This is a genomic window from Variovorax sp. FG153 (genome assembly GCF_057809595.1).
The window spans coordinates 195,844-218,183 of record NZ_JBMDKG010000001.1 but is presented as its reverse complement, the minus strand read 5'-3'; the positions used below and the strand labels follow the sequence as shown (position 1 = coordinate 218,183).

18 protein-coding genes are annotated in these 22,340 nt (G+C 71.0%); 7 read left to right on the top strand and 11 right to left on the bottom strand.

The features are described 5' to 3' along the window. Positions 1–35: 35 nt before the first annotated feature. Together ACODT0_RS00975 and ACODT0_RS00970 are read right to left on the bottom strand one after the other, a co-directional pair. Entirely contained in the window at positions 36–1,502 is a 1,467-nt protein-coding gene (locus ACODT0_RS00975; RefSeq protein WP_489040282.1) for an NAD-dependent succinate-semialdehyde dehydrogenase, read from the bottom strand. Beyond that, a complete protein-coding gene (locus tag ACODT0_RS00970; protein WP_489040281.1) occupies positions 1,499–2,767 on the bottom strand; it encodes a 4-aminobutyrate--2-oxoglutarate transaminase in 1,269 nt (422 codons plus the stop codon). The genes ACODT0_RS00975 and ACODT0_RS00970 overlap by 4 nt, the downstream gene beginning before the upstream one ends. Before the next feature lie 117 nt (positions 2,768–2,884). Here ACODT0_RS00970 and pdxR point away from each other — a divergent pair, with 117 nt between their 5' ends. The 3 genes from pdxR to ACODT0_RS00955 all read left to right on the top strand — a co-directional run bounded on the left by pdxR (position 2,885) and on the right by ACODT0_RS00955 (position 6,373). Continuing rightward, complete coding sequence (gene pdxR, locus ACODT0_RS00965; RefSeq protein ID WP_489040280.1) at positions 2,885–4,360, top strand: MocR-like pyridoxine biosynthesis transcription factor PdxR; 1,476 nt, start codon at positions 2,885–2,887, stop codon at positions 4,358–4,360. 113 nt (positions 4,361–4,473) lie between these two features. Next, positions 4,474–5,223, top strand: coding sequence for an extensin-like domain-containing protein (locus tag ACODT0_RS00960; RefSeq protein WP_489040279.1), 750 nt, complete (start codon positions 4,474–4,476; stop codon positions 5,221–5,223). Between the two features lie 22 nt (positions 5,224–5,245). Next, complete coding sequence (locus ACODT0_RS00955; RefSeq protein WP_489040278.1) at positions 5,246–6,373, top strand: hypothetical protein; 1,128 nt, start codon at positions 5,246–5,248, stop codon at positions 6,371–6,373. Positions 6,374–6,388: 15 nt separating this feature from the next. Here ACODT0_RS00955 and ACODT0_RS00950 read toward each other — a convergent pair whose 3' ends face one another. Beyond that, positions 6,389–7,021, bottom strand: coding sequence for an ankyrin repeat domain-containing protein (locus ACODT0_RS00950; protein ID WP_489040277.1), 633 nt, complete (start codon positions 7,019–7,021; stop codon positions 6,389–6,391). Between the two features lie 134 nt (positions 7,022–7,155). On the opposite strand from ACODT0_RS00950, the gene ACODT0_RS00945 reads away from it, so the two are divergent. Together ACODT0_RS00945 and ACODT0_RS00940 are read left to right on the top strand one after the other, a co-directional pair. Further along, complete coding sequence (locus tag ACODT0_RS00945) at positions 7,156–8,814, top strand: AAA family ATPase (protein ID WP_479669570.1); 1,659 nt, start codon at positions 7,156–7,158, stop codon at positions 8,812–8,814. Beyond that, positions 8,811–9,527: an alpha/beta hydrolase gene (locus tag ACODT0_RS00940; protein WP_296740078.1), complete on the top strand. Its 717-nt coding sequence runs from the start codon at positions 8,811–8,813 to the stop codon at positions 9,525–9,527. The genes ACODT0_RS00945 and ACODT0_RS00940 overlap by 4 nt, the downstream gene beginning before the upstream one ends. A gap of 115 nt (positions 9,528–9,642) precedes the next feature. On the opposite strand, the gene ACODT0_RS00935 is transcribed toward ACODT0_RS00940, so the two are convergent. The 3 genes from ACODT0_RS00935 to ACODT0_RS00925 all read right to left on the bottom strand — a co-directional run bounded on the left by ACODT0_RS00935 (position 9,643) and on the right by ACODT0_RS00925 (position 13,577). Then, positions 9,643–9,924 carry a ribbon-helix-helix domain-containing protein gene (locus ACODT0_RS00935; protein ID WP_296740077.1) on the bottom strand — a complete coding sequence of 94 codons (282 nt, stop codon included), beginning with the start codon at positions 9,922–9,924 and terminating at the stop codon, positions 9,643–9,645. Beyond that, entirely contained in the window at positions 9,903–10,970 is a 1,068-nt protein-coding gene (locus ACODT0_RS00930; protein ID WP_489040276.1) for an RNA methyltransferase, read from the bottom strand. Before ACODT0_RS00930 ends, ACODT0_RS00935 begins: the two co-directional genes overlap by 22 nt. Before the next feature lie 78 nt (positions 10,971–11,048). Further along, positions 11,049–13,577: an excinuclease ABC subunit UvrA gene (locus ACODT0_RS00925; protein ID WP_489040275.1), complete on the bottom strand. Its 2,529-nt coding sequence runs from the start codon at positions 13,575–13,577 to the stop codon at positions 11,049–11,051. Between the two features lie 116 nt (positions 13,578–13,693). Between ACODT0_RS00925 and ACODT0_RS00920 the strand changes: the two genes are divergently transcribed. After that, positions 13,694–14,983, top strand: a complete 1,290-nt coding sequence (locus ACODT0_RS00920) for a phospholipase D-like domain-containing protein (protein ID WP_489040274.1) — start codon at positions 13,694–13,696, stop codon at positions 14,981–14,983. Positions 14,984–14,993: 10 nt separating this feature from the next. Here the strand turns inward: ACODT0_RS00920 and ACODT0_RS00915 are convergent, their stop codons facing one another. The 5 genes from ACODT0_RS00915 to ACODT0_RS00895 form a co-directional block, all read right to left on the bottom strand. Next, positions 14,994–16,322: an aminotransferase class III-fold pyridoxal phosphate-dependent enzyme gene (locus ACODT0_RS00915; protein ID WP_489040273.1), complete on the bottom strand. Its 1,329-nt coding sequence runs from the start codon at positions 16,320–16,322 to the stop codon at positions 14,994–14,996. Beyond that, positions 16,322–17,233, bottom strand: coding sequence for an alpha/beta fold hydrolase (locus tag ACODT0_RS00910; protein ID WP_489040272.1), 912 nt, complete (start codon positions 17,231–17,233; stop codon positions 16,322–16,324). The genes ACODT0_RS00915 and ACODT0_RS00910 overlap by 1 nt, the downstream gene beginning before the upstream one ends. Before the next feature lie 140 nt (positions 17,234–17,373). Next, positions 17,374–18,342 carry a LysR family transcriptional regulator gene (locus ACODT0_RS00905; protein WP_422098719.1) on the bottom strand — a complete coding sequence of 323 codons (969 nt, stop codon included), beginning with the start codon at positions 18,340–18,342 and terminating at the stop codon, positions 17,374–17,376. 32 nt (positions 18,343–18,374) lie between these two features. Next, entirely contained in the window at positions 18,375–20,039 is a 1,665-nt protein-coding gene (locus ACODT0_RS00900) for an MFS transporter (RefSeq protein WP_261206155.1), read from the bottom strand. 40 nt (positions 20,040–20,079) lie between these two features. Further along, positions 20,080–20,835, bottom strand: a complete 756-nt coding sequence (locus ACODT0_RS00895; protein ID WP_489040271.1) for an SDR family oxidoreductase — start codon at positions 20,833–20,835, stop codon at positions 20,080–20,082. A gap of 255 nt (positions 20,836–21,090) precedes the next feature. Here ACODT0_RS00895 and ACODT0_RS00890 point away from each other — a divergent pair, with 255 nt between their 5' ends. After that, entirely contained in the window at positions 21,091–22,311 is a 1,221-nt protein-coding gene (locus tag ACODT0_RS00890; RefSeq protein WP_489040270.1) for an amidohydrolase, read from the top strand. Positions 22,312–22,340 lie beyond the last annotated feature (29 nt).

Below are 22,340 nucleotides of genomic sequence, written 5' to 3'. Positions count from 1 at the left end.
CATTCCCATCAGGGCAAACCGCCGCGCCGCCATGCTCAGTCCTGCAGGCAGAGGTACTTGAGCTCGAGGTAGTCCTCGATCCCGTGCCGCGAGCCCTCGCGGCCCAGGCCCGACTGCTTCACGCCGCCGAAGGGCGCGACCTCGTTCGAGATCAGGCCGGTGTTGATGCCGACCATGCCGGTCTCGAGCTGCTCGCCCACGCGCCAGAGGCGGCGGCGGTCCTCGGTGAACAGGTAGGCGGCGAGGCCGAACTCCGAATCGTTGGCCATCGCGACGACCTCCTCCTCGGTCTCGAAGCGGAACAGCGGCGCCAGCGGCCCGAAGGTCTCCTCGCGCGCCACGCGCATGGCCTGCGTCACGCCGGTCAGCACGGTGGGCTCGAAAAAGCTGCCGCCCAGCGCATGCGGCTTGCCGCCGGTGCGCAGCTCGGCGCCCTGCGTGAGCGCGTCGTCGATGTGCTGGCGCACCTTGGCGACGGCGCGGCCGTCGATCAGCGGGCCCTGCGTGGTGCCGGCCTCGAGGCCGTTGCCCACGCGCATCGCCTCGACCGCAGCCACCAGCCGCGCGGCCACGGCGTCGTAGACGCCGGCCTGCACGTAGATGCGGTTGGCGCAGACGCAGGTCTGGCCCGCGTTGCGGAACTTGGAGGCCACGATGCCCTCGACCGCGCGGTCGATGTCGGCGTCGTCGAACACGATCAGCGGCGCATTGCCGCCGAGCTCGAGCGAGAGCTTCTTGATGGTCGGCGCGCACTGCTGCGCGAGCACGCGGCCCACGCCGGTGGAGCCGGTGAAGCTGAGCTTGCGCACGGTCGGGCTCTCGCACAGCGCGGCGCCGATCTCGGGCGCGTTGCCGGCCACGATCTGCAGCACGCCGGGCGGCAGGCCGGCCTCGAGCCCCAGCACGCCGAGCGCGAAGGCGCTCAGCGGCGTGAGCTCGGCCGGCTTGACGACGATGGTGCAGCCCGCGGCCAGCGCGGGGCCGACCTTGCGCGTGATCATCGCGGCCGGGAAGTTCCACGGCGTGATCGCGGCGCAGACGCCGATCGGCTGCTTGAGCACCACGATGCGTTGGCCGGCGCGCTGCGGCTGCAGCACCTCGCCGTCCACGCGCTTGGCCTCCTCGGCGAACCATTCGATGAACGAAGCCGCGTAGGCGATCTCGCCGCGCGCCTCGGCCAGCGGCTTGCCCTGCTCGAGCGTCATCAGCCGGCCCAGGTCGTCCTGGTGCGCGAGCATCAGCTCGGCCCAGCGGCGCAGCACGCGTGCGCGATCGGGCGCGGTGCGCGCGCGCCAGGCGGGCAGCGCGGCGGCGGCGCCGGCGATGGCGCGCTCGGTCTCGACGCGGCCCATCCGCGGCACGTCGGCCAGGTGCCGGCCGGTGGCGGGGTCGTTGACGGCGAAGGTGGCGCCGTCGTCGGCCGCGACCCACTGGCCGTCGATCAGGCCGGCACCGCGCAGCAGGTCGGGGCGCTGCAGGCCCAGGGTGGATGCGGAGTTCATGCCGAGAACGCCTCCTCGACGATGGCCAGCGCGCGTTCGAACTGCGCGTCGGGAATGGTCAGCGGATACAGGAAGCGGATCACGTTGCCGTACATGCCGCAGCTCAGCAGCACCAGGCCCTGTTCCAGTGCCTTGGCCTGCACGCGCGCCACGGCCTCGGCGTCGGGCGCGCCCGTGGCCGCGTCGCGCAGCTCCACCGCGACCATCGAGCCCTGCGCGCGCACCTCGGCCAGCGCCGGATTCGATTCCTTGATCTTCAGCAGCCGACCGACCAGGCGCTCGCCCAGCGCGGCGGCGCGTTCGCAGAGCTTCTCGTCGGCGATCACGTCGAGCACCGCGTGCGCCGAGGCCACCGCCAGCGGATTGCCCGCGTAGGTGCCGCCGAGGCCGCCAGGCGCCGGCGCGTCCATGATGGCGGCGCGGCCGGCCACGGCCGACAGCGGCATGCCGCCCGCGAGGCTCTTGGCCATGGTGATCAGGTCGGGCTCGACGCCGTGGTGCTGCATCGAGAACAGCCGGCCGGTGCGCGCGAAGCCGGTCTGCACCTCGTCGGCGATCAGCACGATGCCGTGCGCGTCGCAGATGCGGCGCAGGCCCTGCAGCAGCGCGGTGGGCGCGACGTTGAAGCCGCCCTCGCCCTGCACCGGTTCGATCACGATCGCGGCCACGCGCTTCGGGTCGATGTCGGTCTTGAACAGCTTCTCGATCGCGGCCAGTGAGTCGTCGGCGCTCACGCCCTGCAGCGCGCTCGGGAACGGCACGTGGAACACGTCGGCCGGGAACGGGCCGAAGCCGGTCTTGTAGGGCGCGACCTTGCCGGTCATGGCCAGCGCCATCAGCGTGCGGCCATGGAAGCCACCGCCGAAGGCGATCACGCCGGCGCGGCCGGTGTGGACGCGCGCGATCTTCACCGCGTTCTCGAGCGCCTCGGCGCCGGTGGTGAAGAAGGCCGTCTTCACCGGGCCGGAGATCGGCACCAGCGCGTTGAGGCGCTCGGCCAGCGTCACCACGCTCTCGTAGGGAACGATCTGGTAGGCCGTGTGCGTGAAGCGCCCGAGCTGCTCCTGGATCGCGGCCACCAGGCGCGGATGGCGGTGGCCGGTGTTGAGCACCGCGATGCCGGCGGCGAAGTCGATGTATTCGCGGCCCTCGATGTCCCACAGCGTCGCGTTCTCGGCGCGCTGGGCATAGAAGCCGCACATCACGCCCACGCCTCGCGGCGTGGCCGCGAGGCGGCGGGTCTGGAGTTCGGAGTTGGTGGTCATGGCTGAAGGCGTCCGGGAAAGGCTGGAGGTCGATCGGAAGTTCTGATTGAATGCGCAATTGGCTCCATCAAAAAGATCCACTTCCTGCAATCAGGATGGAGCCAATCCAAAAAACCCATGAAATCCATCTGCGCCGACCTGGTGCTGCAGCGCATCGCTCCCGCCGCCGGTGCCGCGCTCAACCGCCAGCTCTACGACTGCCTGCGCGGCGCCATCCTCGACGGCAGCCTGCCGCCCTCGAGCGCGCTGCCGGCCTCGCGCGACCTGGCGCGCGAGACCGGCATGTCGCGCAACACCGTGCTGCATGCCTACGAGCAGCTGCGCGCCGAGGGCTACGTGCATTCGCGCGTGGGCAGCGGCACCTTCGTGGCCGCGACCACGCCAGAGAGCCAGCTCGCCACCGGCCGCGGCGCCGCCGCCGCGCCGGCCCGCGCCGCGCCGGTACGGCTGGCCCGGCGCGCCCAGGCGCTGGTCGACGATGCCTCGGCCGCGGCGCGCCAGTGGGGCGCCTTCATGCCCGGCGTGCCCGACGTGACCCAGTTCCCGCACCGCGCCTTCGGCCGCATCGTCGCGCGCCTGTGGCGCGATCCCGCGCCCGAGCTGCTGACCTATTCGCACGGCGGCGGCCATCCCGCGCTGCGCGAGGCGGTGGCCGAGCACCTGCGCGTGGCGCGCGCGGTGCGCTGCGACGCCGACCAGGTGCTGATCACCGAGGGCGTGCACCAGGCCATCGACCTGTCGCTGCGCATGCTGGCCGACCCGAGCGACACCGTGTGGGTCGAGGAGCCCGGCTACTGGGGTTTCCACAAGCTGCTGCAGATGGGCGCCTGGCGCGTGCGGCCGCTGCGCGTGGAGGCCGAGGGCGACGGACCCGGGGCCGGCTGGCCGCGCGGCGGTAGCGCGCCGCGGCTGATCTTCGTGACGCCTTCGCACCAGTACCCGCTGGGTTCGGTGATGAGCCTGGCGCGCCGGCGCGAGCTGCTCGACTTCGCGCGCCAGTCGGGCAGCTGGATCGTGGAGGACGACTACGACAGCGAGTTCCGCTTCGCGGGCCGGCCCATTCCCTCGATGCAGGGGCTCGAGGACGACAGCCCGGTGATCTACATCGGCACCTTCAGCAAGACCCTGTTTCCGGGCCTGCGCGTGGGCTACATGGTGCTGCCGCGCGCGCTGGCCGCGCATTTCCGCACCGCCCATGCCGACCTCTATCGCGAGGGCCACGCCATCACGCAGGTGGCGCTGGCCGAGCTCATCGGCCAGGGCCACTACGCCGCCCACATCCGCCGCATGCGCGTGCTCTATGCGCGCCGGCGCGCGCTGCTGGCCGGGCTGATCGGCGAGCACCTGGGCCCCGACCATCTGCACCCGCAGGCCAGCAATGCCGGGCTGCACCTGGTGCTGCGGCTGCCCGAGGACCGCGACGACGTGGCGATCATGGAAGCGGCGCAGGCGCGCGGCGTGCTCTCGCGGCCGCTGTCGCGCTACTACCGGCGCGGCGACGGGCGGCGCGGGCTGCTGCTGGGCTATGCCTGCGTGGAGGAGGCGAACATCGAGCCGGCGTTTCGCGTGCTGCTCGACTGCATCCGGCCTTGAGCGGCGCCCGGCCGGTTCGCATCGGCCTACACGCGCTGGCCGATCATCCCGACAGCACGGTGCGCGCGGTCCGGTCCCAATAGGACTTCCCCCATCCACAGCCTTCGTCACCCGTGCCCCTGCCGCCCGCGCAAGACCGACCCGCCCGCCCCGAACGCCGACTGGCCTTCGCGCTGGTCATCGCCTTCGCCGCCGGCGTGGTGGCCGTCTTCACGGGCGCCGTCGAGGTGCCCGAGCGCCACGATCCCTGGGCGCCGCTCGATGTGACGGCAGCGCCCAACTGGCTGACCACCTACAAGCTCGCGCGCGCACGCGGCGATCCGGTGCGCTGCCAGGCCGCGCTGGCCGACACCGGCATGCGGTACGAGCGCGTGCCCGACCGCGTCACCGGCCCGGGCTGCGGCTTCGAGAACGCGGTGCGCCTGCGTTCGGCCGGCGTGCGCCTGGGCAGCGCGCCCACGCTGAGCTGCCCGATGGCGCTGTCCTTCTTCATGTGGGAGCACCATGCGCTGCAGCCCGCGGCCCTGCGGCACTTCGGCCAGCCGGTCGCCGCGATCGACCACCTCGGCAGCTATGCCTGCCGCAACGTGAACCGCGGCGAAGGCGCGATGCCCGGCGCGCCGCGCAGCCGGCATGCCACGGCCGACGCCTTCGACGTGGCCGGCTTCGTCCTCGCGGACGGGCGCCGCGTCAACGTGCGCAGGGACTGGCACACCGACGCTTCGAACCCTTCGGCCGCGCTGCTGAACGACGCCCATCTGGGCGCCTGCCGCTTCTTTCGCGGCGTGCTCGGGCCCGAGTACAACGCGGCGCACCGCGATCACTTCCATCTGGAGACGGGCGGGTTTCCGATGTGCCGCTGAGCCCGTCTGCTAGAAAGCCACCATGAGCGCTTCCCTCGCTGCCTCTCTCGTCGATCTCGTGCTGGGCCTGGAACTCGGCGCGCGCGGCGATGCCGATCCGAACCGCTTCGCGCTCGAGGGCGTGCGCTGGACCACGGGGCAGGACGGCACGCGCGAACTGCGGATCGCGCAACTCGAAGCGACAGCCCTGCGGCTCGCCACGGGCGCGCTCGTGCTGGAGATCGATCGCATCGCCGTGCACGAACTGGTCGCGCGCGTGCATGCCGGGAACGGGCCGCTGCGCGTCGGCGCCATCGAGGCCCGCGACGCGGAATTCGTCGGCCTGAAGTTGCACGGCCCGCTGGTGCTGCCGCGGCAGTTTCGCCAACTGTGGGAAGCCACCCACCCCGCCGACGGCACGGCGCTGCCGCCACCGGCCGACGCCTGGCAACTCGGCCCGCTCGGCGAGATCGACGGCACCCTGCGCGGCCGCATCACCGACGCGCACCTGCTGTTCGATGCCGACGTGACCGTGCCGATCCGCCATGGGCTGGTCGACTTCAACGACGCCACCGTCGAGCACGTGGGCCCCGACTCGCGCATGGGCGTGAGCCCGCTCGGCTTCTACGTCGATGCCCCGAACGGCCGCAGCTACCTCTACCAGTTCGCCTCGGCGCCGCTCGCGGGCGTGGAGTTCGAGCGCCGCAAGAGCCTGATCGGCCCGTGGATCTCCGAGCGCGGCAAGCTCCGGCTGCGGCCCTTCGCCGAATCGATGCTTCGCCAGGGCCTGGGCACGCAGGCCCAGGGGTTGACCGCGCAGGCGCGCACGCTGCTCGGGCGCACGGCCTTGTCGGGCGAACTGCGGCTGGGCGACGGACTGCTCGCACTGCCGGGCCTGCAGGTGTCGATGGACGGGCACGAGCAGGGCCTCAACACGGTCGTGCTGCGCTCGGAATCGGTGGGACGCGGGCTGGGCACGGAGATCGCCGCGCTGTCCGCGCGCGAGATCGCGGCGAGCTGGGGCGGCGCGCAACTCGCCGGCGGCGCCGTGACGGCGAAGCTCGGCGTGCAGGTCGTCGTCGAGGGCGACACCCTGCGCTTCGTGCTCGCGGCCGCGAACGGCCGCATCACCGCACCCCGCATCGGCTTCGCGGCCGTCGAGCCCGCGTGATCGTCCCCTGGAGGTCTATCCAGGCCGAGATCGCTTCGACCGCTCGAGCCGTTCGATGAACTCCTTCGGCAGACGCCGCGCCCGCGCGATATCGACCGCATCGCGCCCCTGCTCGTCGGTTACGGAAGCATCGGCACCGGCCGCGATCAGCAGCGCCAGGGTCTTCAGCCGCTGCAGCCGGGCCGCATAGAAGAGCGGCGTTTCGCCGTGCGCGCGCAGGTTCAGCTCGGGCCTGTTCGCGAGCAGCACGCGGCACATCGCCGCGTCGTCGCGCCACACAGCGGCCCACAGCGACCAGCTCGTGTTCGCGCCGCGCTTGGCAAGGAACTTCACCAGCGGCAGGTTCTCGCCGCGCGCCACCGCGTACCAGATCGGCGTGGCGCGGAAGTCGCCCTCGTCCTCGTCCATGGGCACCACGGCCTCGAGGTCGGCACCCGCATCGAGCAGCGCGGTCACGGTCTTGATCCCATGGGGTTCCGCGAGCTGCGCGCCCTCGGCCTTCACCGTGCAGGCCAGGTGGATCGCCGCGCGGCCGCGCGGATCGGTGGCGCCGACCAGCGCCGGCGTCTGGGCCAGCTGGGCCCGGACCGAGGCCGCGTCCCAAGCCTTCGCGGCGGCGAACAGCGATGTCTTCGAGGGCGGGGGCATGGGCGCTTTCCTTCCTTGTCTGCGTCGGGCCATGGCGGCGCGATGGCCGCCGCCATCTTCCCACGGGCTTGACCCAGGTCAATCGCCTGGCGCCCGCTGCGGGCTAGCATGGACAGGCGACACGAGGAGACGCCGTGGAACTCGAGATACCGGAGATGCTGGCCGCCGTCCTGCGCAGCCAGGTCGGCGCGCAGTCGCCGCTGGGCCTCCAGCTGGGCGGCCAGGGGGCCTGCAGCGGCATACGCGTCGTGTCGAGCCGCCACTTCGATGGCCGCTCGCTCAACCTGCTCTATCAGTTGAGCCTCGGCAACGGCGCGCGCGACCTGGTGTTCCAGCTGCTCGCGCTCGACAACCTCAACGGCGAATCGCAGCTGCAGCCGATCGCGAACCTCGAGGCGATGGTGCCGGCACTGACCGAATGGCTCGCGCGCGACGCCATCGACGGCTGGCTCTACCAGCGCGGCAAGGACGGCGTGCTGCTGCCCTGGCTGGTCCACACGGTGCGGCTGGTGAAGCCCACCGAAGGCAACGCCTACGTGCTTGTGGGCCTGCTCGCCAACACCTTGCAGGCCGCCGGCCGCGAGCCGCCCTCCGAGCCCCGGCTGCGCTTCGCGGGCATGACCTGGGGCCTGAGCTTCTACGAGGAGCAGTTGCCGCATCGCACGCTGGCCGACCTGTTCGCCGACCACGGCTTTCACAAGGAGTGCGCGGAGTTCAAGCGCGAGTACGAGATGCAGCTCGAGCGCTTCGGCAAGCTGCAGCCGCAGCACGGCGCGCAGTTCACCGTCGGCGGCAGCGTGTGGACCGCGGGCGAGGGCCCGCGCGCGGCGCTCGAGTGCCACCGGCTGCCCGAAGGCGCCGCCGTGCGCTGCGTGAACGACGAGGAGCTGCTGCGCCGCCGCTTCGACCTGGCGGCCGACCCCCACCACTGGCGCGAGAGCGGCATCGCCCAGGGCTTCGACCGCATTCCCCAGCACTGCTACCTGCACCTGTTCCACCTCGACTGGCACCGCAACATCTGGGTCCATGCCCAGCATGTGCAGGAGTACCGGTACCAGCCCGGCCTGCGCGAGCGGCTGGTGCTGCCGCAGGCGCACCGCGACCTGATCGACATCCTCACGGCCGACCGCAACTTCCTGGTCGAGGACGTGGTGCCCGGCAAATCGGGCGGCACCACCATCCTGTGCAAGGGCGCGCCCGGCCTGGGCAAGACGCTGACCGCCGAGGTCTACGCCGAAGTGGTCGGCAAGCCGCTGTACCGCGTGCATTCGGGCCAGCTCGGCGTGACGGCGAGTTCGGTGGAGACCAGCCTCACGCGCATCCTGCAGCGCGCCGCGCGCTGGGGCTGCGTGCTGCTGCTCGACGAGGCCGACGTCTACATCCGGCGCCGCGACAACGACCTGCAGCACAACGCCATCGTGGCCGAGTTCCTGCGCACGCTCGAGTACTTCAGCGGCCTGCTGTTCATGACTACCAACCGCGTCGGCGACATCGACGAGGCCATTCTCTCGCGCTGCATCGCGGTGATCGACTACCAGCCGCCCGGGCCCGAGGATGCGCGACGCCTGTGGACCACGCTGTCGGCCCAGCTCGGCGTGGAGCTGCCCGCCGCCGTGATCGACCGGCTGGTGGTCGACTACGCGGGCGCCAGCGGCCGCGACATCAAGGAACTGCTCAAGCTCACCAGCAAGTACTGCCGGCGCAAGGAACTGCCGCTGTCGACGCAGTCCTTCGCGCAGTGCGCCGTGTTCCGCGGCATCGCGCCCGCCGCAGCGCCCGGAGGCACCGCATGATCGATCCCACCCTGTTCGGCGGCGCGCTCACGGGCCGCATGGCCTTCCGGCCCGGTGCCGCGCCCCTGTACGAGCCGCTGCCACCCGGGCGCCACGACCTGGGTTTCGACGAGGGCCGCGACGCGGTGCTGGTCGTGCCCGAGGGCCTGCCCGCCGATGCACCGCTGCCCCTGCTCGTGATGTTCCATGGCGCGGGCGGCGAGGCCAACCGCGTGCTGCCGCACTTCGTCGCGCATGCGCGCTCGCGCGGCTTCCTGCTGCTGGCGCCGCAGTCGATGTACGCCACCTGGGACATCGTGGTCGGCGGCCATGGCCCCGACCTCGAGCGGCTCGACAACGCGCTGGCCACCGTGTCGCGGCATTTCCGGCTCGACCCCGCGCGGCTCGCGCTCGCGGGCTTCTCCGACGGCGGCAGCTACGCGCTGTCGCTGGGCCTCACCAACGGCGACGTGGCGAGCCACGTGATCGGCCTGTCGGCCGGCTTCATGAACAGCTTCGCGCAGGCCGGCACGCCGCGCTTCTTTCTCGCGCACGGGCGCTCGGACAGCCAGTTGCCGATCGAGACCAGCGCCCATCCGCACGCCCGGCGGCTGCTCGAGAGCGGGCACGACCTCACGCTGCAGCCCTTCGATGGGGACCATGTGATCGTGCCTTGGGTGGTGGGGCGGGCGGTGGAGTTCTTTCTGGGCAGGGAGGCAGCGAAGCAGGTTTGAGAGCCCAAGAACTCCAGATGCACAAAAGCCGCGCGACTTCTCGCAGCGGGACATCGATCCACACTCGATCCGTGATCAAGCCGAGATCGCATGCCCCGCAGACGCTGACTTTCGGTCAACTGGAACGGGCGGCCAAGAGCAAGCGTCCGCGCTCAACGATGCGATCGGTATCGAAGGCCTGGACGCAACCAGCGGTCGCGTCTGCCAGACCACGATCGATATCCGCCTTGAGAGTGGAAAACTCATTGAGTACCAACCAGCGCCGCGCTTTCCATTCACGCAAAGCTTCTCGTACCACTTCGCCAGGCGATTCGTACTCTCCGCGCTCCACCGCCTGCCTGATGGTGGCAGCTATCTCGACGGGCACCGTGACGGTCATTCGTTTGGCGCTGCGCACGCGTCGGCCTCCTTCCGCGGTCTACGATCACTGCGAACCATCACCTGCGTGCCGACAGCCCGCGCCCGCAACTGCCCACACCCCCCATCCACGTCCTGCCCCGCCGAATTGCGCAACTTGGTCAGGATGCCGCGCTCGTGCAGGGTGCGCGCGATCTGCTGGCAGCGCGCCCAGGCCGGGCGCTGGAAGTCCACGCCGTCGACCGCGTTGAACGGGATCATGTTGAGCACGCCGTACTTGCCCGACAGCAGCCGCACCAGCCCCTCGATCTCTTCCTCGCTGTCGTTGATGCCTTCGAGCAGCGTCCACTGGTACTGGATCGGATAGCCGGTGGTGCGCGCATAGCGTTCGCCGGCCGCGACCAGTTCCTCGGGCGTGAGCCGCGGCGCGCGCGGCAGCAGCTTGCGGCGCAGTTCGTCGCGCGTGGTGTGCAGCGACAGCGCGAGCGCGGGCCGCACGCGTTCCTGCAACAGCCGCTCGAACACGCGCGGATCGCCGACGGTGGAGAACACCAGGTTCTTGTGGCCGATGTTGCCGACCGTGCCGAGCAGCTCGATCGCCTCCATCACGTTGTCGAGGTTGTGGGCCGGCTCGCCCATGCCCATGAACACCACCTTGCGCACCGGCCGGCGCAGGCGCGCGAGCGCGACCTGGGCAATGATCTCGGCGCTGCCGACTTGGCGCAGCAGCCCCTCGCGCCCGGTCATGCAGAACTGGCAGCCGACCGCGCAGCCCACCTGCGAGGACACGCACAGGCCGTCGCGCGGCAGCAGCACGCTCTCGACGGTCTGGCCGTCGGCAAGGGCCACGAGCAGCCGCTCCGAACCGTCGGCACCCGGATGCACCGCATGCACGCGCGCGAGGCCCGCGAGCTCGGCCTCGATGGCCGGCAACTCGGCCATCAACCCGGCCGGAAAGAAGCTGTGCGGCAGCCGCCGGCCGCTGTCGCGCGGCAGCGCATGGGACCACAGCCGCAGCACGCGCTGCTCATGGCTGGGGCCCGCGCCTGCTTCGCGCAGTCGGTGTCGGATGTCGTGGATTCGCATGGGGGCTGGAACGGGAAGGCGGGCGCGCGCGGCGGCGCGGATCGGGGGCCCAGATTGTGCACCCGGGCCGCGCCCGGCTCAGCCCCACTGGCGCGCGAGGTACTTCGCCGTGGGCGTGCCGGCCTTCGCGACCTCGCGCGGCGTGCCCGCCGCCACCACGCGCCCGCCCTCGCCGCCCGCGCCCGGGCCCATGTCGATGACCCAGTCGCAGCGCGCCACCACGCGCATCTCGTGCTCGACCAGCACCACCGTGTTGCCCGCGTCGACCAGCTCGTCGAGCTGCGCCATCAGCCGGTCCACATCCGACGGATGCAACCCGGTGGTCGGCTCGTCGAGCACGTAGAGCGCGTCGCCGCGCTGCGCGCGCTGCAGCTCGGTCGCGAGCTTGATGCGCTGGGCCTCGCCGCCCGACAACTCGGTGGCTGGCTGCCCCAGGCGCAGGTAGCCCAGGCCGATCGCCGCGAGCAGGCGCAGCGGCCGCTCGATCGGCGCGTCGTCCTTGAAGAAGGCATGCGCCTCGTCCACCGTCATCGCGAGCACGTCGGCGATGCTCTTGTCGCGCAGCCGCACCTTCAGCGTCGCCGCGTCGAAGCGCGAGCCGCCGCATGTCGGGCACGGCGCGTAGACGCTGGGCATGAACAGCAACTCGACGCTGACGAAGCCCTCACCCTCGCAGGTCGGGCAGCGGCCCTTGGCGACGTTGAAAGAGAACTGGCCGGCATCGAAGCGGCGCGCCTTCGCGGCGCGGGTCTGCGCGAACAGCTTGCGCACATGGTCGAACAGCCCGGTGTAGGTCGCGAGGTTGGAGCGCGGCGTGCGGCCGATCGGCTTCTGGTCGACCCGCACCAGCCGCCGGATCCGGTCCAGGCCCTCGACGATGCGGCCCTGCGTCTCCTGGGCGAGCGAGGGCTCGCCCTCGCCCGGCTCGTCGTCGGCCGGTGCCTCGTGGCCCAGGTGGGCCGCCACCAGCTGCACCAGCGCCTGGCTCACGAGGCTGGACTTGCCCGATCCCGAGACGCCGGTGACCGCGGTCATCGCGCCGATCGGAAAAGCCGCATCGACCGCCTCGAGGTTGTTGCGCGTGACGCCTTCGAGCCGCAGCCAGCCCCGCGCCGAACGCGGCGGCCGGCCCGCATCGCCGGCCGCCTCGGGTGCGAACAGGTAGGCGGCCGTGCGGGAAGCCGCCACTTCGCGCAATCCGGCGGGCGGCCCGCTGTAGAGCACCTCGCCGCCCTTCTCACCCGCGCCGGGCCCGACATCGACCAGCCAGTCGGCGCGGCGCATCAGGTCCAGGTCGTGCTCGACCACGAACACCGAGTTGCCCGCGCGCTTGAGTGCATCGAGCGCGTCGACCAGCGCCTCGGCGTCGGCCGGGTGCAGGCCGGCCGAGGGCTCGTCGAGCACGTACACCACGCCGAACAGCTTGGAGCGGATCTGCGTCGCGAGCCGCAGCCGCTGCAGCTCGCCCGGCGACAGCGTGGGCGTTGCGCGATCGAGCGAGAGATAGCCCAGCCCGAGGCCCAGCAGCGTCTCGAGCCGCGCCAGCGCGTCCTGCGCGATGCGCTGCGCCACGATGCGTTTCTCAACGGACGGCACGGTCTTGCCATGCGCCTCGCCATGCGCCGCCGGCCGCAGCACCTGCGCCAGCGCGCCCAGCGTCAGGTGCGAGATCTGCCCGATGTCGAGCCCCGCGAAACGCACCGACAACGCCTCGGCCTTGAGCCGCTTGCCCTGGCAGGCGGGACATGGCGCGCCCGACATGAAGCGCGAGACGCGGTTCTTCATCAGCGCGCTCTGCGTGGTCGCGAAGGTGTGGAGCACGTACTTGCGCGCGCCCATGAAGGTGCCCTGGTAGCTGGGCTCGAGCTTGCGGCGCAGCGCGGCGCGCGTCTCGGCCGGCGTGAAGCCCGCATAGACCGGCACCGTCGGCTGCTCCTCGGTGAACAGGATCCAGTCGCGCGTCTTCTTCGGCAGCGCGCGCCACGGCGTGTCGACGTCGATGCCCAGCGTGACGAGGATGTCGCGCAGGTTCTGCCCCTGCCAGGCCGAGGGCCAGGCGGCCACCGCGCGCTCGCGGATCGTGAGGCTGTCGTCGGGCACCATCGCGCGCTCGGTCACCTCGAACACCCGGCCCAGACCGTGGCAGACGGGACAGGCACCCTGCGGCGTGTTGGGCGAGAAGTCCTCCGCGTGCAGCATGGCCTGGCGCGCCGGGTAGTCGCCCGCGCGCGAATAGAGCATGCGCAGCAGGTTCGACAGCGTGGTCACGCTGCCCACCGAGGAGCGCGTGCCCGGCGTGCCGCGCTGCTGCTGCAAGGCCACGGCCGGCGGCAGCCCGTCGATGGCATCGACCGCCGGCACGCCGACCTGGTCGATCAGCCGCCGCGCATAGGGCGCCACCGATTCGAGGTAGCGCCGCTGCGCCTCGGCATACAGCGTGCCGAAGGCCAGCGAGGACTTGCCGGAACCCGAGATGCCGCTGAAGACCACGAGGGCATCGCGCGGGATGTCGACGTCGACGTTGCGCAGGTTGTGCTCGCGCGCGCCGCGCACGGAGACGAAACGGTGGGAGGCCGGATCGGCCGGAGGTCCGGGTTGTTGAGGCATGGTGTTCGCAGTGGCTGGCGCCGCAGGCCGATATTGATGGCAGACATCGCAGCGGCGCCTTGCAGGACAAGGGCGCGAACTCGATTCGGCGTGGGCAAAGGCCGGCACGATAAGGCATGCGTGCCACTGCCCCCCGCAAACCCTGGAAAGCCATCGCCTGGACCTTCGTCCTGACGCTCGCCGCCACCCTGCTCGTGCTCAACCTCACGAGCGGCGAGAAGAAGCTCGACGAACAGGTGCGCCGCGAATACGCGCTGCACGATCCCCAGTACCAGCGCGCGCTCGGTGCCATGCTCGGCCCGCCGATCGCCGACGGCAACCGCTTCGAGGCCTTCCAGAACGGCGACCGGATCTTTCCGCCGATGCTCGCGGCGATCCGCGCCGCGAAGCACAGCATCACCTTCGAGACCTACATCTACTGGTCGGGCGACATCGGCCGCGCCTTCGCCGATGCGCTGTCGGAACGCGCGCGCGCCGGCGTCAAGGTGCATGTGCTGCTCGACTGGGTCGGCAGCGCGAAGGTCGACGCGGACTTCATCCGCGAGATGGAGACAGCGGGCGTGGAGATCCGCAAGTTCCACAAGCCGAGCTGGTACGACATCGCGCGCATGAACAACCGCACCCACCGCAAGCTGCTGGTGGTCGACGGCCGCATCGGCTTCACGGGCGGCGTGGGCATCGCGCCCGAATGGACCGGCAACGCGCAGGACCCGGCGCACTGGCGCGACTCGCACTACCAGGTCGAGGGCCCGGTGGTGGCGCAGATGCAGGCGGTCTTCATGGACAACTGGATCAAGGTCTCGGGCGACGTGCTCCACGGCGAGCGCTATTTCCCGCCGCTGCCGCCAGTGGGCAACGGCCGCGCGCAGATGTTCAGCAGTTCGCCCTCGGGCGGCAGCGAGAGCATGCACCTGATGTACCTGCTCTCGATCGCCGCGGCCACGAAGACCATCGACCTCTCGAGCGCCTACTTCGTGCCCGACGACCTCACCGTGGGCGCGCTGGTCGCGGCGCTGCATCGCGGCGTGCGGGTGCGCATCGTCACGCCGGGGCCGATCATCGATTCGCAGACCGTGCGCCGCGCCTCGCGCGCCGCCTGGGGCCCGCTGCTCGAGGCCGGCGCCCAGATCAGCGAGTACCAGCCGACCATGTACCACTGCAAGGTCTTCCTGGTCGACGGCCTGCTGGTGTCGGTGGGCTCGACCAACTTCGACAACCGCTCGTTCCGGCTCAACGACGAGGCCAACCTCAACATCTACGACGAGGCCTTCGCCGCGGCGCAGACCGTGCAGTTCGAGGTCGACCTCGCGCAGTCGAAGCGGTTGAGCTACGAGGCCTGGAAGGAACGGCCGCTGCTCGAGAAGGCCTGGGAGCATCTGGCGGCGGTGCTGTCGCCGCAGCTCTGAGCGGCCGGCCCTATGCCGACACCCTGGCCTCGAGGGCCTGCAACGCCTCCGAGACGATGGCGAGCCCTTGCATCAGATCGGCCTGGGAGATGGTCAGCGGCGGCGCCACCACGCACAGGTTGTACTTGACGTACAGCCACACGCCGCGCGCCAGCAGGTCGGACTGGAAGTCCTCCATCAAGCGCTGATCCGCGCCCTGCCACGCGACCAGCGGCTCGCGCGTCTCGCGGTCGCGCACGAGCTCGATGCCGAAGAAGGCACCGATGCCGCGCACGTCGCCCACGATGGCGCTGCGTTCGCGGATGTCGTCCAGGCCTTGCCGGAGCCAGGCTTCGATCTCGCGTCCTCGCGTGAAGAGGCCTTCGGTCTCGTAGGCGCGCAGCGCGCCAAGCCCCGCCGCCATGCAGACCGGGTGGCCCGAATAGGTGTGGCCGAACGGAAAGGGCCGATGATCGAAGGCTTCGGCGATCTCCTCGCGCATCAGCACGCCGCCCAGCGGCATGCAGGCGCCCGTGACGCCCTTGGCGAAGCTCAGCATGTCGGGCGCGACGCCGACGCGGCGCGAGGCGAACATCTCGCCGACGCGGCCGAAGCCGCACATGACCTCGTCGTGGATCAGCAGCGCGCCGCAGCGCCGTGCGAGTTCGCGCACGCCGGCCAGATAGCCCTCCTCGTACGCGACCAGGCCGTCCGAACCGAGCACCGGCTCGATCAGGATCGCCGCGATGTTGGCGGGGTTCTCCTGCTCGATCACGCGCTCGAGATGCGCCAGCGCGCGTCGCACCTCCTCGGCCCTGTCGTCGGTGTGGAAGGGACTGCGATAGGGGTGCGGCGCGAAGAAGCGCGCGATGCCGCCCGGCGCCGCCTGCTCGCTGGCCCAGCGGCGGCTGCCGCCCGTGAGCGCGGCCGCGCCGGCGCTGGTGCCGTGGTAGGAGCGGTAGGCGCTCAGCACCTTCAGCCGGCCGGTGACGAGGCGCGCGATCTTCACCGCGTCGTCGTTGGCCTCGCCGCCGCCGGTGGTGAAGTGCACGCGCGCGCCGCCGCGCCAGGGCGCCCGTGCGCACAGGCGCTCGGAGAAGACCTCGCGGATGTCGCTGCGCAGCGTGGGCGACACGAAGCACAGCGACTCGGCCTGGCGCCTTATCGCCTCGATCACCATCGGATGGCCGTGGCCCAGGTTGGCGCACATGAGGCCGCTCGACAGGTCCAGGCAGCGCGCGCCATCGGCCGTGTGCAGGTGGACGCCAGCCCCGCCGACGAAGACGGGACCGGGCCGCTGCCCCTGGCGCGACCACGGCGTCATGAAGCGCGCGGCCGCCTCGCCCGGCATGGCGGCCATCACCAGCCCTCGAAGAAGGCCTTGATCTCGCGCGCGCAGACCGCGGGCGCCTCGCGGTGCACGAAGTGCCCGGCATCGGCGAAGTCGATGCTGAAGTCGGCGAAGTAGTCGCCCAGGCGGTCCGACCACTCGGGGCGGATCAAGGGATCGCGTCGCCCCCAGAGGAAGCGCGAGGGCACCGTGATGCGCGGAGGTGGCGGCAAGGTGCCGTCGAGCCACTTGCGGCGGTTGGCGGCCGAGCTCAGGTACCAGTCGAAGCCGCCCTGGATGTTGTCGTTGCGCATGAACATGTCGACGTAGATCTCGATCATGTCGGCGAACACCTCGGGGTTGTCGCCCGACCAGTGATCGAGGAAGTGCGACATGTAGAGCCTGCAGCTCTCGCGCGATGCGCCGACCAGCTTCGCGGCCCATGGCAGCTGCTGGAAGTACTGGTACCAGACCTCGATCAGGTGGTCGGGCTGCCCGTAGCGCGAACCGAGGCCGGGATAGGGGGTACAGAAATAGAACGCGCCCTTAAGCCGATCGCCGTGCGCCTGGCTGAAGGCCTGCAGCACGTAGGCGCCGAGGTCGCCGCCCACCATGCCGAAGCGGTCGAGGCCGAGGCGCCGCGTGAATTCGGCGATGTCCTCGGCGTGCGTCGCGGCGTTGGCGTTGGCATCGGGCCCGGACGTGGGCTTGCCGGTGAAGCCGCAGCCGCGCAGGTCGGGAACGATGAGTTCGAAATCGTTCTTCAGCAGCTCCATGAGCGGCCGGTACACCATCCAGAACTCGGGCCAGCCGTGCAGCAGCACGAGCGGCGCGCCCTGGCCGACGCGCGCATAGTGCATGTTCAGGCCGTTGGCCGGTACGTGATCGAATCGGATGCCGGAAGCGGCGGCGTCGCGCATGGCGTCATCTAGTGCAGACATGGTGTTCCTGTGGTTCATCGGTGAAAAGGCACCGCTTCGAAGCGGTGCGATGAACTTTAGGAATGGCCCCGCGCAGCGTCCAATACCGACGCGATACGCTGGCAGAGGCGCGGCGTCTGGCGCGCCCCGCGCACCTCGGCTCAGCCCGGCGCCGGGCCCGTCGTCTCGACGATCTGCAGGAAGTTCCTCAGCGCGACCGAGGCGTGGTCCCTGCGCCAGACCACGGTCATCGGCGAGGTCAGCACCTGCGGCTCGATGCCCACGAAGCGCACGCCGCTGCGTCCGTGCCCGCAGACGCTGGCGGGCACGAAGCTGATGCCGGCGCCGGCCGCCACCAGGCCCAGCGCGGTCTGCATGTTGCGCGCGCCCTCCTTGAGTTCGAGCACGATGCCGCGCTCGCCGAGCGCATCGAGGATCAGGTCGGTCAAGCTGGGCCGCGGGTGACGCGGATAGAGCACGGCAGCCTGGCCATGCAGCTCCTCCACGGGAATGGTGGCCCGCGCGGCCAGCGGATGCCGCGTCGGCACCGCGGCCATCAGGGGCTCGGTGATCAGCAGCCGCTGCTCGATCGACGGATCGGGCGGCAGCCCGGGGCGCGAGAAGCCGACGTCGATCGAACGCCGCGACAGCGCCTCGGCGATCTCGGCCGCCAGCAGCTCGCTGAAGGACAGCTCGACCTCGGGATAGCGGTCGCGAAACGCGTTGAGCACATCGGGCAGCACGCTGTACATGGCCGAGCCCGCGAAGCCGATCGCCAGCTTGCCGCTGTGGCCGCGGCCGATGCGCCGCACATCGTCCACCGCGGCATCGAACTGCGACATGATCGCGACCGCGCGCTCGAGCAGCAGCGTGCCCGCCTCGGTGAGCCGCACCGGCCGGTTGTCGCGGTCGATGAGCTGCACGCCCAGCTCCTCCTCGAGCTGGCGGATCTGCTGGCTCAGCGGCGGCTGCGCGATATGCAGCCGGTCCGCCGCGCGCGTGAAGCTCAGTTCCTCGGCCACCGCGCGGAAGTAGCGCAGGTGCCGGATCTCCAGGCGCGCGGACGGCCCGCCCGAATGCGCGGGTCGCGAATCGTCGTCGTTCGATGGGGCGGGCGGGTGGTCGCGCATTGCGTGCTCCTGCGCGGTGCGCCGTCGGCGGCTCAGCTGTCGAGCGGCCGGTCCCGGGTCTCCGGGACGAACAGCCAGCACAGCACGAACCCCGCGCCCGCGATCAGCACAGGGTACCAAAGCCCGTCGAAGATGCTGCCCGTGGCGGCCTGGATGGCGACGACCGTCGCGGGCAGCAGGCCGCCGATCCAGCCGTTGCCGATGTGATAGGGCAAGGACATCGAGGTGTAGCGGATGCGCGCCGGGAACATCTCGACCAGCATCGCGGCCATGGGGCCGAAGGCCATGCCGGTGAGCAGCTGCAGGTAGACGATGATCAGCACGATCATGAGGTGGTTGATCTGCGCGGGATCGGCGCTGGCACGATAGCCGGCGTCCTCCAGCGCTTTGCCCAGCGCCTGGTCGAAGGCGGCCGCGCGCTCCTTCGCGTCGGCGGCCGCGCCGTCGTAGGCCGGCAGCGACAGCGTGCCGATGCGCACCACCGCCGTCGTGCCCGGCGCCGCGGCCTCGTTGCTGTAGGGAATGCCACGCCGCACCAGCGCGCTCTTCGCCACGTCGCAGCTCGAGGTGAACTTCGAGGTGCCGACCGGGTTGAACTGGAACGAGCAGCGCGCCGGATCGGCCGCCACCACCACGGGCGAGCGCGCCTGCGCGGCCTCGAGCGCCGGATTGGCGAAGTGCGTGAGCCCGTGGTAGACCGGGAACAGCGACACGGCCCCGAGCACCAGCGACGCGAGCACGATCGGCTTGCGTCCGATGCGGTCGCTGAGGTAGCCGAAGATCACGTAGAAGGGCGCGCCCAGCAGCAGGCCGATGGTCGACAGCGTGGTCGCGGTGACGGGATCGACACGCAGCGTGTTCACCAGGAACAGCGACGAGTAGATCGGCCCCGCGTTGGTGACCACGGCCTGCCCCGCCTGCAAGCCGAACAGCACGATCAGCACCAGCTTGAGGTTGCGCCAGTTGCCGAAGCTCTCGCGGATCGGCGCGCGCGACAGCGCACCGGCCGACTTCATCTCGGCGAACACCGGCGACTCGTGCAGCTTCATGCGGATCCACACGGAGATCGCCAGCAGCACCATCGAGAGCAGGAAAGGCACGCGCCAGCCCCAGGTCTCGAAGGCCTCGGGCGACATCGCGAGCCGGCAGCCCAGGATGACGCCGAGCGCCAGGCACAGGCCGACGATGAAGGCGGTCTGCAGCCACGAGGTGTAGCCGCCGCGCTGACCCGGCGGCGCATGCTCGGCGATGTAGACCGCCGCGCCGCCGTATTCGCCGCCGATCGCCAGCCCCTGCAGCATGCGCAGCCCGATCAGGATCGCCGGCGCGAAGCTGCCGATCGACGAATAGGTGGGCAGCAGGCCGACCGCGAAGGTCGCGAGGCCCATGATCAGGATGGTCGCGAGGAAGGTGTACTTGCGCCCGATCATGTCGCCGAGCCGCCCGAACACCAGCGCGCCGAAAGGCCGCACCACGAAGCCGGTGCCGAAGGCCAGCAGGCCGAAGATGTAGGCCTCCAGCGGCGTGGCGCTGGCGAAGAAATTCTTGCCGATGATCGCGGCCAGCGCGCCATAGAGATAGAAGTCGTACCACTCGAAGACGGTACCCAGGGTCGAGGCGATCACCACGTGCCTGGCCTTGGCGGGGCTCGGCGCGTGGGCGGGCGTCGCGGATGCATTCCGTGCAGATGCTTGCATGCTTGTCTCCAATTCTCTTTTCTTGGGGTTCAGCGCGGGCTCAGCGCCCGCCGGCGACGGCCACGATGGCCGCGGTCACGTAGCCGGCCGAGGGCGACACCAGCCAGGCGACGCTCTGCGCAACCTCCTCGGGCAGGCCCGCGCGGCCCATCGGAATGCCCGGCGCCATGCGCGCGGCGCGGTCGGGCTTGCCGGCGGCCGCATGGAGTTCGGTCTCGATCAGGCCCGCGGCCACGGCGTTGACGCGGATGCCCTCGAGCGCGACTTCGCGCGCGAGGCCGGTGGTCAGCGTGTTCAGCGCGCCCTTGGTCGCCGCGTAGTGCACCCACTCGCCGCCGCCGCCGATCTCCGCGGCGCGCGAGGACACGTTGACGATCGCGCCGCCGCGCCCGCCGTGGCGGATCGACATGCGCCGCACCGCCTCGCGGCAGCACAGGAACGCACCCACGACGTTGACGCCGAACACCTGCGCGAGCATGCGCGCGTCCGCCTCGTCCACGCGCGAGAAGCCGCCGGTGATGCCGCCGTTGTTGACGAGCACCGTCGGCACGCCGAGCTGCGCGTCGGTCTCGCGGAACAGCCGCAGCACGTCCTCTTCCTTCGAGACGTCGGCCTGCAGCGCGATGGCGCGGCCGCCGCGCGACTCGATGTCGGCGACCACGGCGCGGGCGCTCGCGGCGTCGCCCGCGTAGTTGACGACGACCGCATGGCCGTCCTTCGCCAGTTGGCGCGCGATCGCCGCGCCGATGCCGCGGCCGCCGCCGGTCACGATGGCGACCTTGTGGGTTGAAGGCATGTCTTCTCCATTCCTGTGTTGCGTGGGTGAAAACAGCGGGCGTGGTGCCTGCTGCGAACTGCCGCGGAATGAGAAGGCTTTTGCTGAAATGCGTCCAATAGCGTTGGCGTCAGAAACTATATGCAGCGCCTACATGCGCGCATCCGCACCGTCGCCTTCATAGGCTGCGCATCTGGAAGCGGATGCCTTCGGTCTTGGACACGGGTGTCGCGCCGTTCCTAGGATGGCCGCATCGCAATCCAGGAGCGCCACCCGATGAGCCTCGTTCTTCCCACGCCCGGCGCCGGCACCCTGCGCGCCATCTCGGACTTCCACCCCTTCCTCTCGGCTTTCCGCCGCGATCTGCATGCGCACCCCGAGCTCGGCTTCGAGGAGCGGCGCACCGCGGCGCGCGTGGCCGAGGCGCTGCAAGGCTTCGGCCTCGACGAGGTGCACACGGGCGTCGGCCGCACCGGCGTGGTCGGGGTGCTGCGCGGCCGATGGGCCGGCTCCTCGAAGTCCGTCGGCCTGCGCGCCGACATGGATGCGTTGCCGGTGCAGGAGGAAGGCGATTGCGCGCACCGCTCCGTGCATGCGGGCCTGATGCATGGCTGCGGCCACGACGGGCACGTGACGATGCTGCTGGGCGCCGCGCGCCATCTGGCGCACACGCGCGACTTCGGCGGCACCGTGCACTTCATCTTCCAGCCCGGCGAGGAAGGACATGCGGGTGCGCGCGTGATGATCGAGGACGGCCTCTTCGAGCGCTTCCCCTGCGATGCGGTCTACGCGCTCCACAACTGGCCCTCGCTGCCGGCGGGCACGGTGGCCGTCAACCCCGGTGCGATGATGGCCGCGCGCGACGATTTCTGGATCCGCATCGAGGGCGTGGGCGGACATGGCGCGATGCCGCATCGCGCGGCGGACCCGGTCGTCGCCGCCTGCGCCGTGGTGGCGGCGCTGCAAACCGTGGTGAGCCGCAACCTCGACCCCGCGCTGAGCGCGGTGCTCACCGTGCATTCGCTGCAGGCCGGCAGCGCCATCGTGCATGGCGTTCCCACGCAGAGCGTGACGGTGCCGCCGCATGCGGACATCGCCGGCATCGCGAAGTGGTTCGACGCACCCGCGGGCGAGACGCTGCGCAAGCGCGTCGCGGAGATCGCGGGGGATTGCGCCAGCGCGTTCGGTACCCGGGCGGACGTGCGCTACCTGCCGTTCCTGCCGCCGACGGCGAATGCCCCGCCGTGCGCCGAGCTCGTGCGGCGAGCCGCGACCGGCCTGTTGGGCGCAGGGCACGTTTTCACGGCCATGCTGCCCAGCATGGCCTCGGAGGATTTCTCCTTCATGCTGAACGAGCGCCCCGGTGCCTATTTCTGGCTCGGCGTCGGCGAGGACGTGCCGGGCCTGCACCATCCGCGCTACGACTTCAACGACGCGGTGCTCCCGATCGGCGCGGCGCTGCTGGCGACGATCGCGCGCGACGCGCTCGCGGACTGACGGCGGGTGCCACGGCAATACACGACCGC

Bases quoted from the DNA above. Each gene is read 5' to 3' on its own strand.
- ACODT0_RS00900 (WP_261206155.1), bottom strand. From the start codon at position 20,039: ATGCAAGCATCTGCACGGAATGCATCCGCGACGCCCGCCCACGCGCCG.
- ACODT0_RS00955 (WP_489040278.1), top strand. From the start codon at position 5,246: ATGAGCGCTTCCCTCGCTGCCTCTCTCGTCGATCTCGTGCTGGGCCTG.
- ACODT0_RS00930 (WP_489040276.1), bottom strand. From the start codon at position 10,970: ATGCGAATCCACGACATCCGACACCGACTGCGCGAAGCAGGCGCGGGC.
- ACODT0_RS00905 (WP_422098719.1), bottom strand. From the start codon at position 18,342: ATGCGCGACCACCCGCCCGCCCCATCGAACGACGACGATTCGCGACCC.
- ACODT0_RS00950 (WP_489040277.1), bottom strand. From the start codon at position 7,021: ATGCCCCCGCCCTCGAAGACATCGCTGTTCGCCGCCGCGAAGGCTTGG.
- ACODT0_RS00925 (WP_489040275.1), bottom strand. From the start codon at position 13,577: ATGCCTCAACAACCCGGACCTCCGGCCGATCCGGCCTCCCACCGTTTC.
- ACODT0_RS00910 (WP_489040272.1), bottom strand. From the start codon at position 17,233: ATGTCTGCACTAGATGACGCCATGCGCGACGCCGCCGCTTCCGGCATC.
- ACODT0_RS00895 (WP_489040271.1), bottom strand. From the start codon at position 20,835: ATGCCTTCAACCCACAAGGTCGCCATCGTGACCGGCGGCGGCCGCGGC.
- ACODT0_RS00970 (WP_489040281.1), bottom strand. From the start codon at position 2,767: ATGACCACCAACTCCGAACTCCAGACCCGCCGCCTCGCGGCCACGCCG.
- ACODT0_RS00890 (WP_489040270.1), top strand. From the start codon at position 21,091: ATGAGCCTCGTTCTTCCCACGCCCGGCGCCGGCACCCTGCGCGCCATC.
- ACODT0_RS00920 (WP_489040274.1), top strand. From the start codon at position 13,694: ATGCGTGCCACTGCCCCCCGCAAACCCTGGAAAGCCATCGCCTGGACC.
- ACODT0_RS00915 (WP_489040273.1), bottom strand. From the start codon at position 16,322: ATGGCCGCCATGCCGGGCGAGGCGGCCGCGCGCTTCATGACGCCGTGG.
- pdxR (WP_489040280.1), top strand. From the start codon at position 2,885: ATGAAATCCATCTGCGCCGACCTGGTGCTGCAGCGCATCGCTCCCGCC.
- ACODT0_RS00975 (WP_489040282.1), bottom strand. From the start codon at position 1,502: ATGAACTCCGCATCCACCCTGGGCCTGCAGCGCCCCGACCTGCTGCGC.
- ACODT0_RS00940 (WP_296740078.1), top strand. From the start codon at position 8,811: ATGATCGATCCCACCCTGTTCGGCGGCGCGCTCACGGGCCGCATGGCC.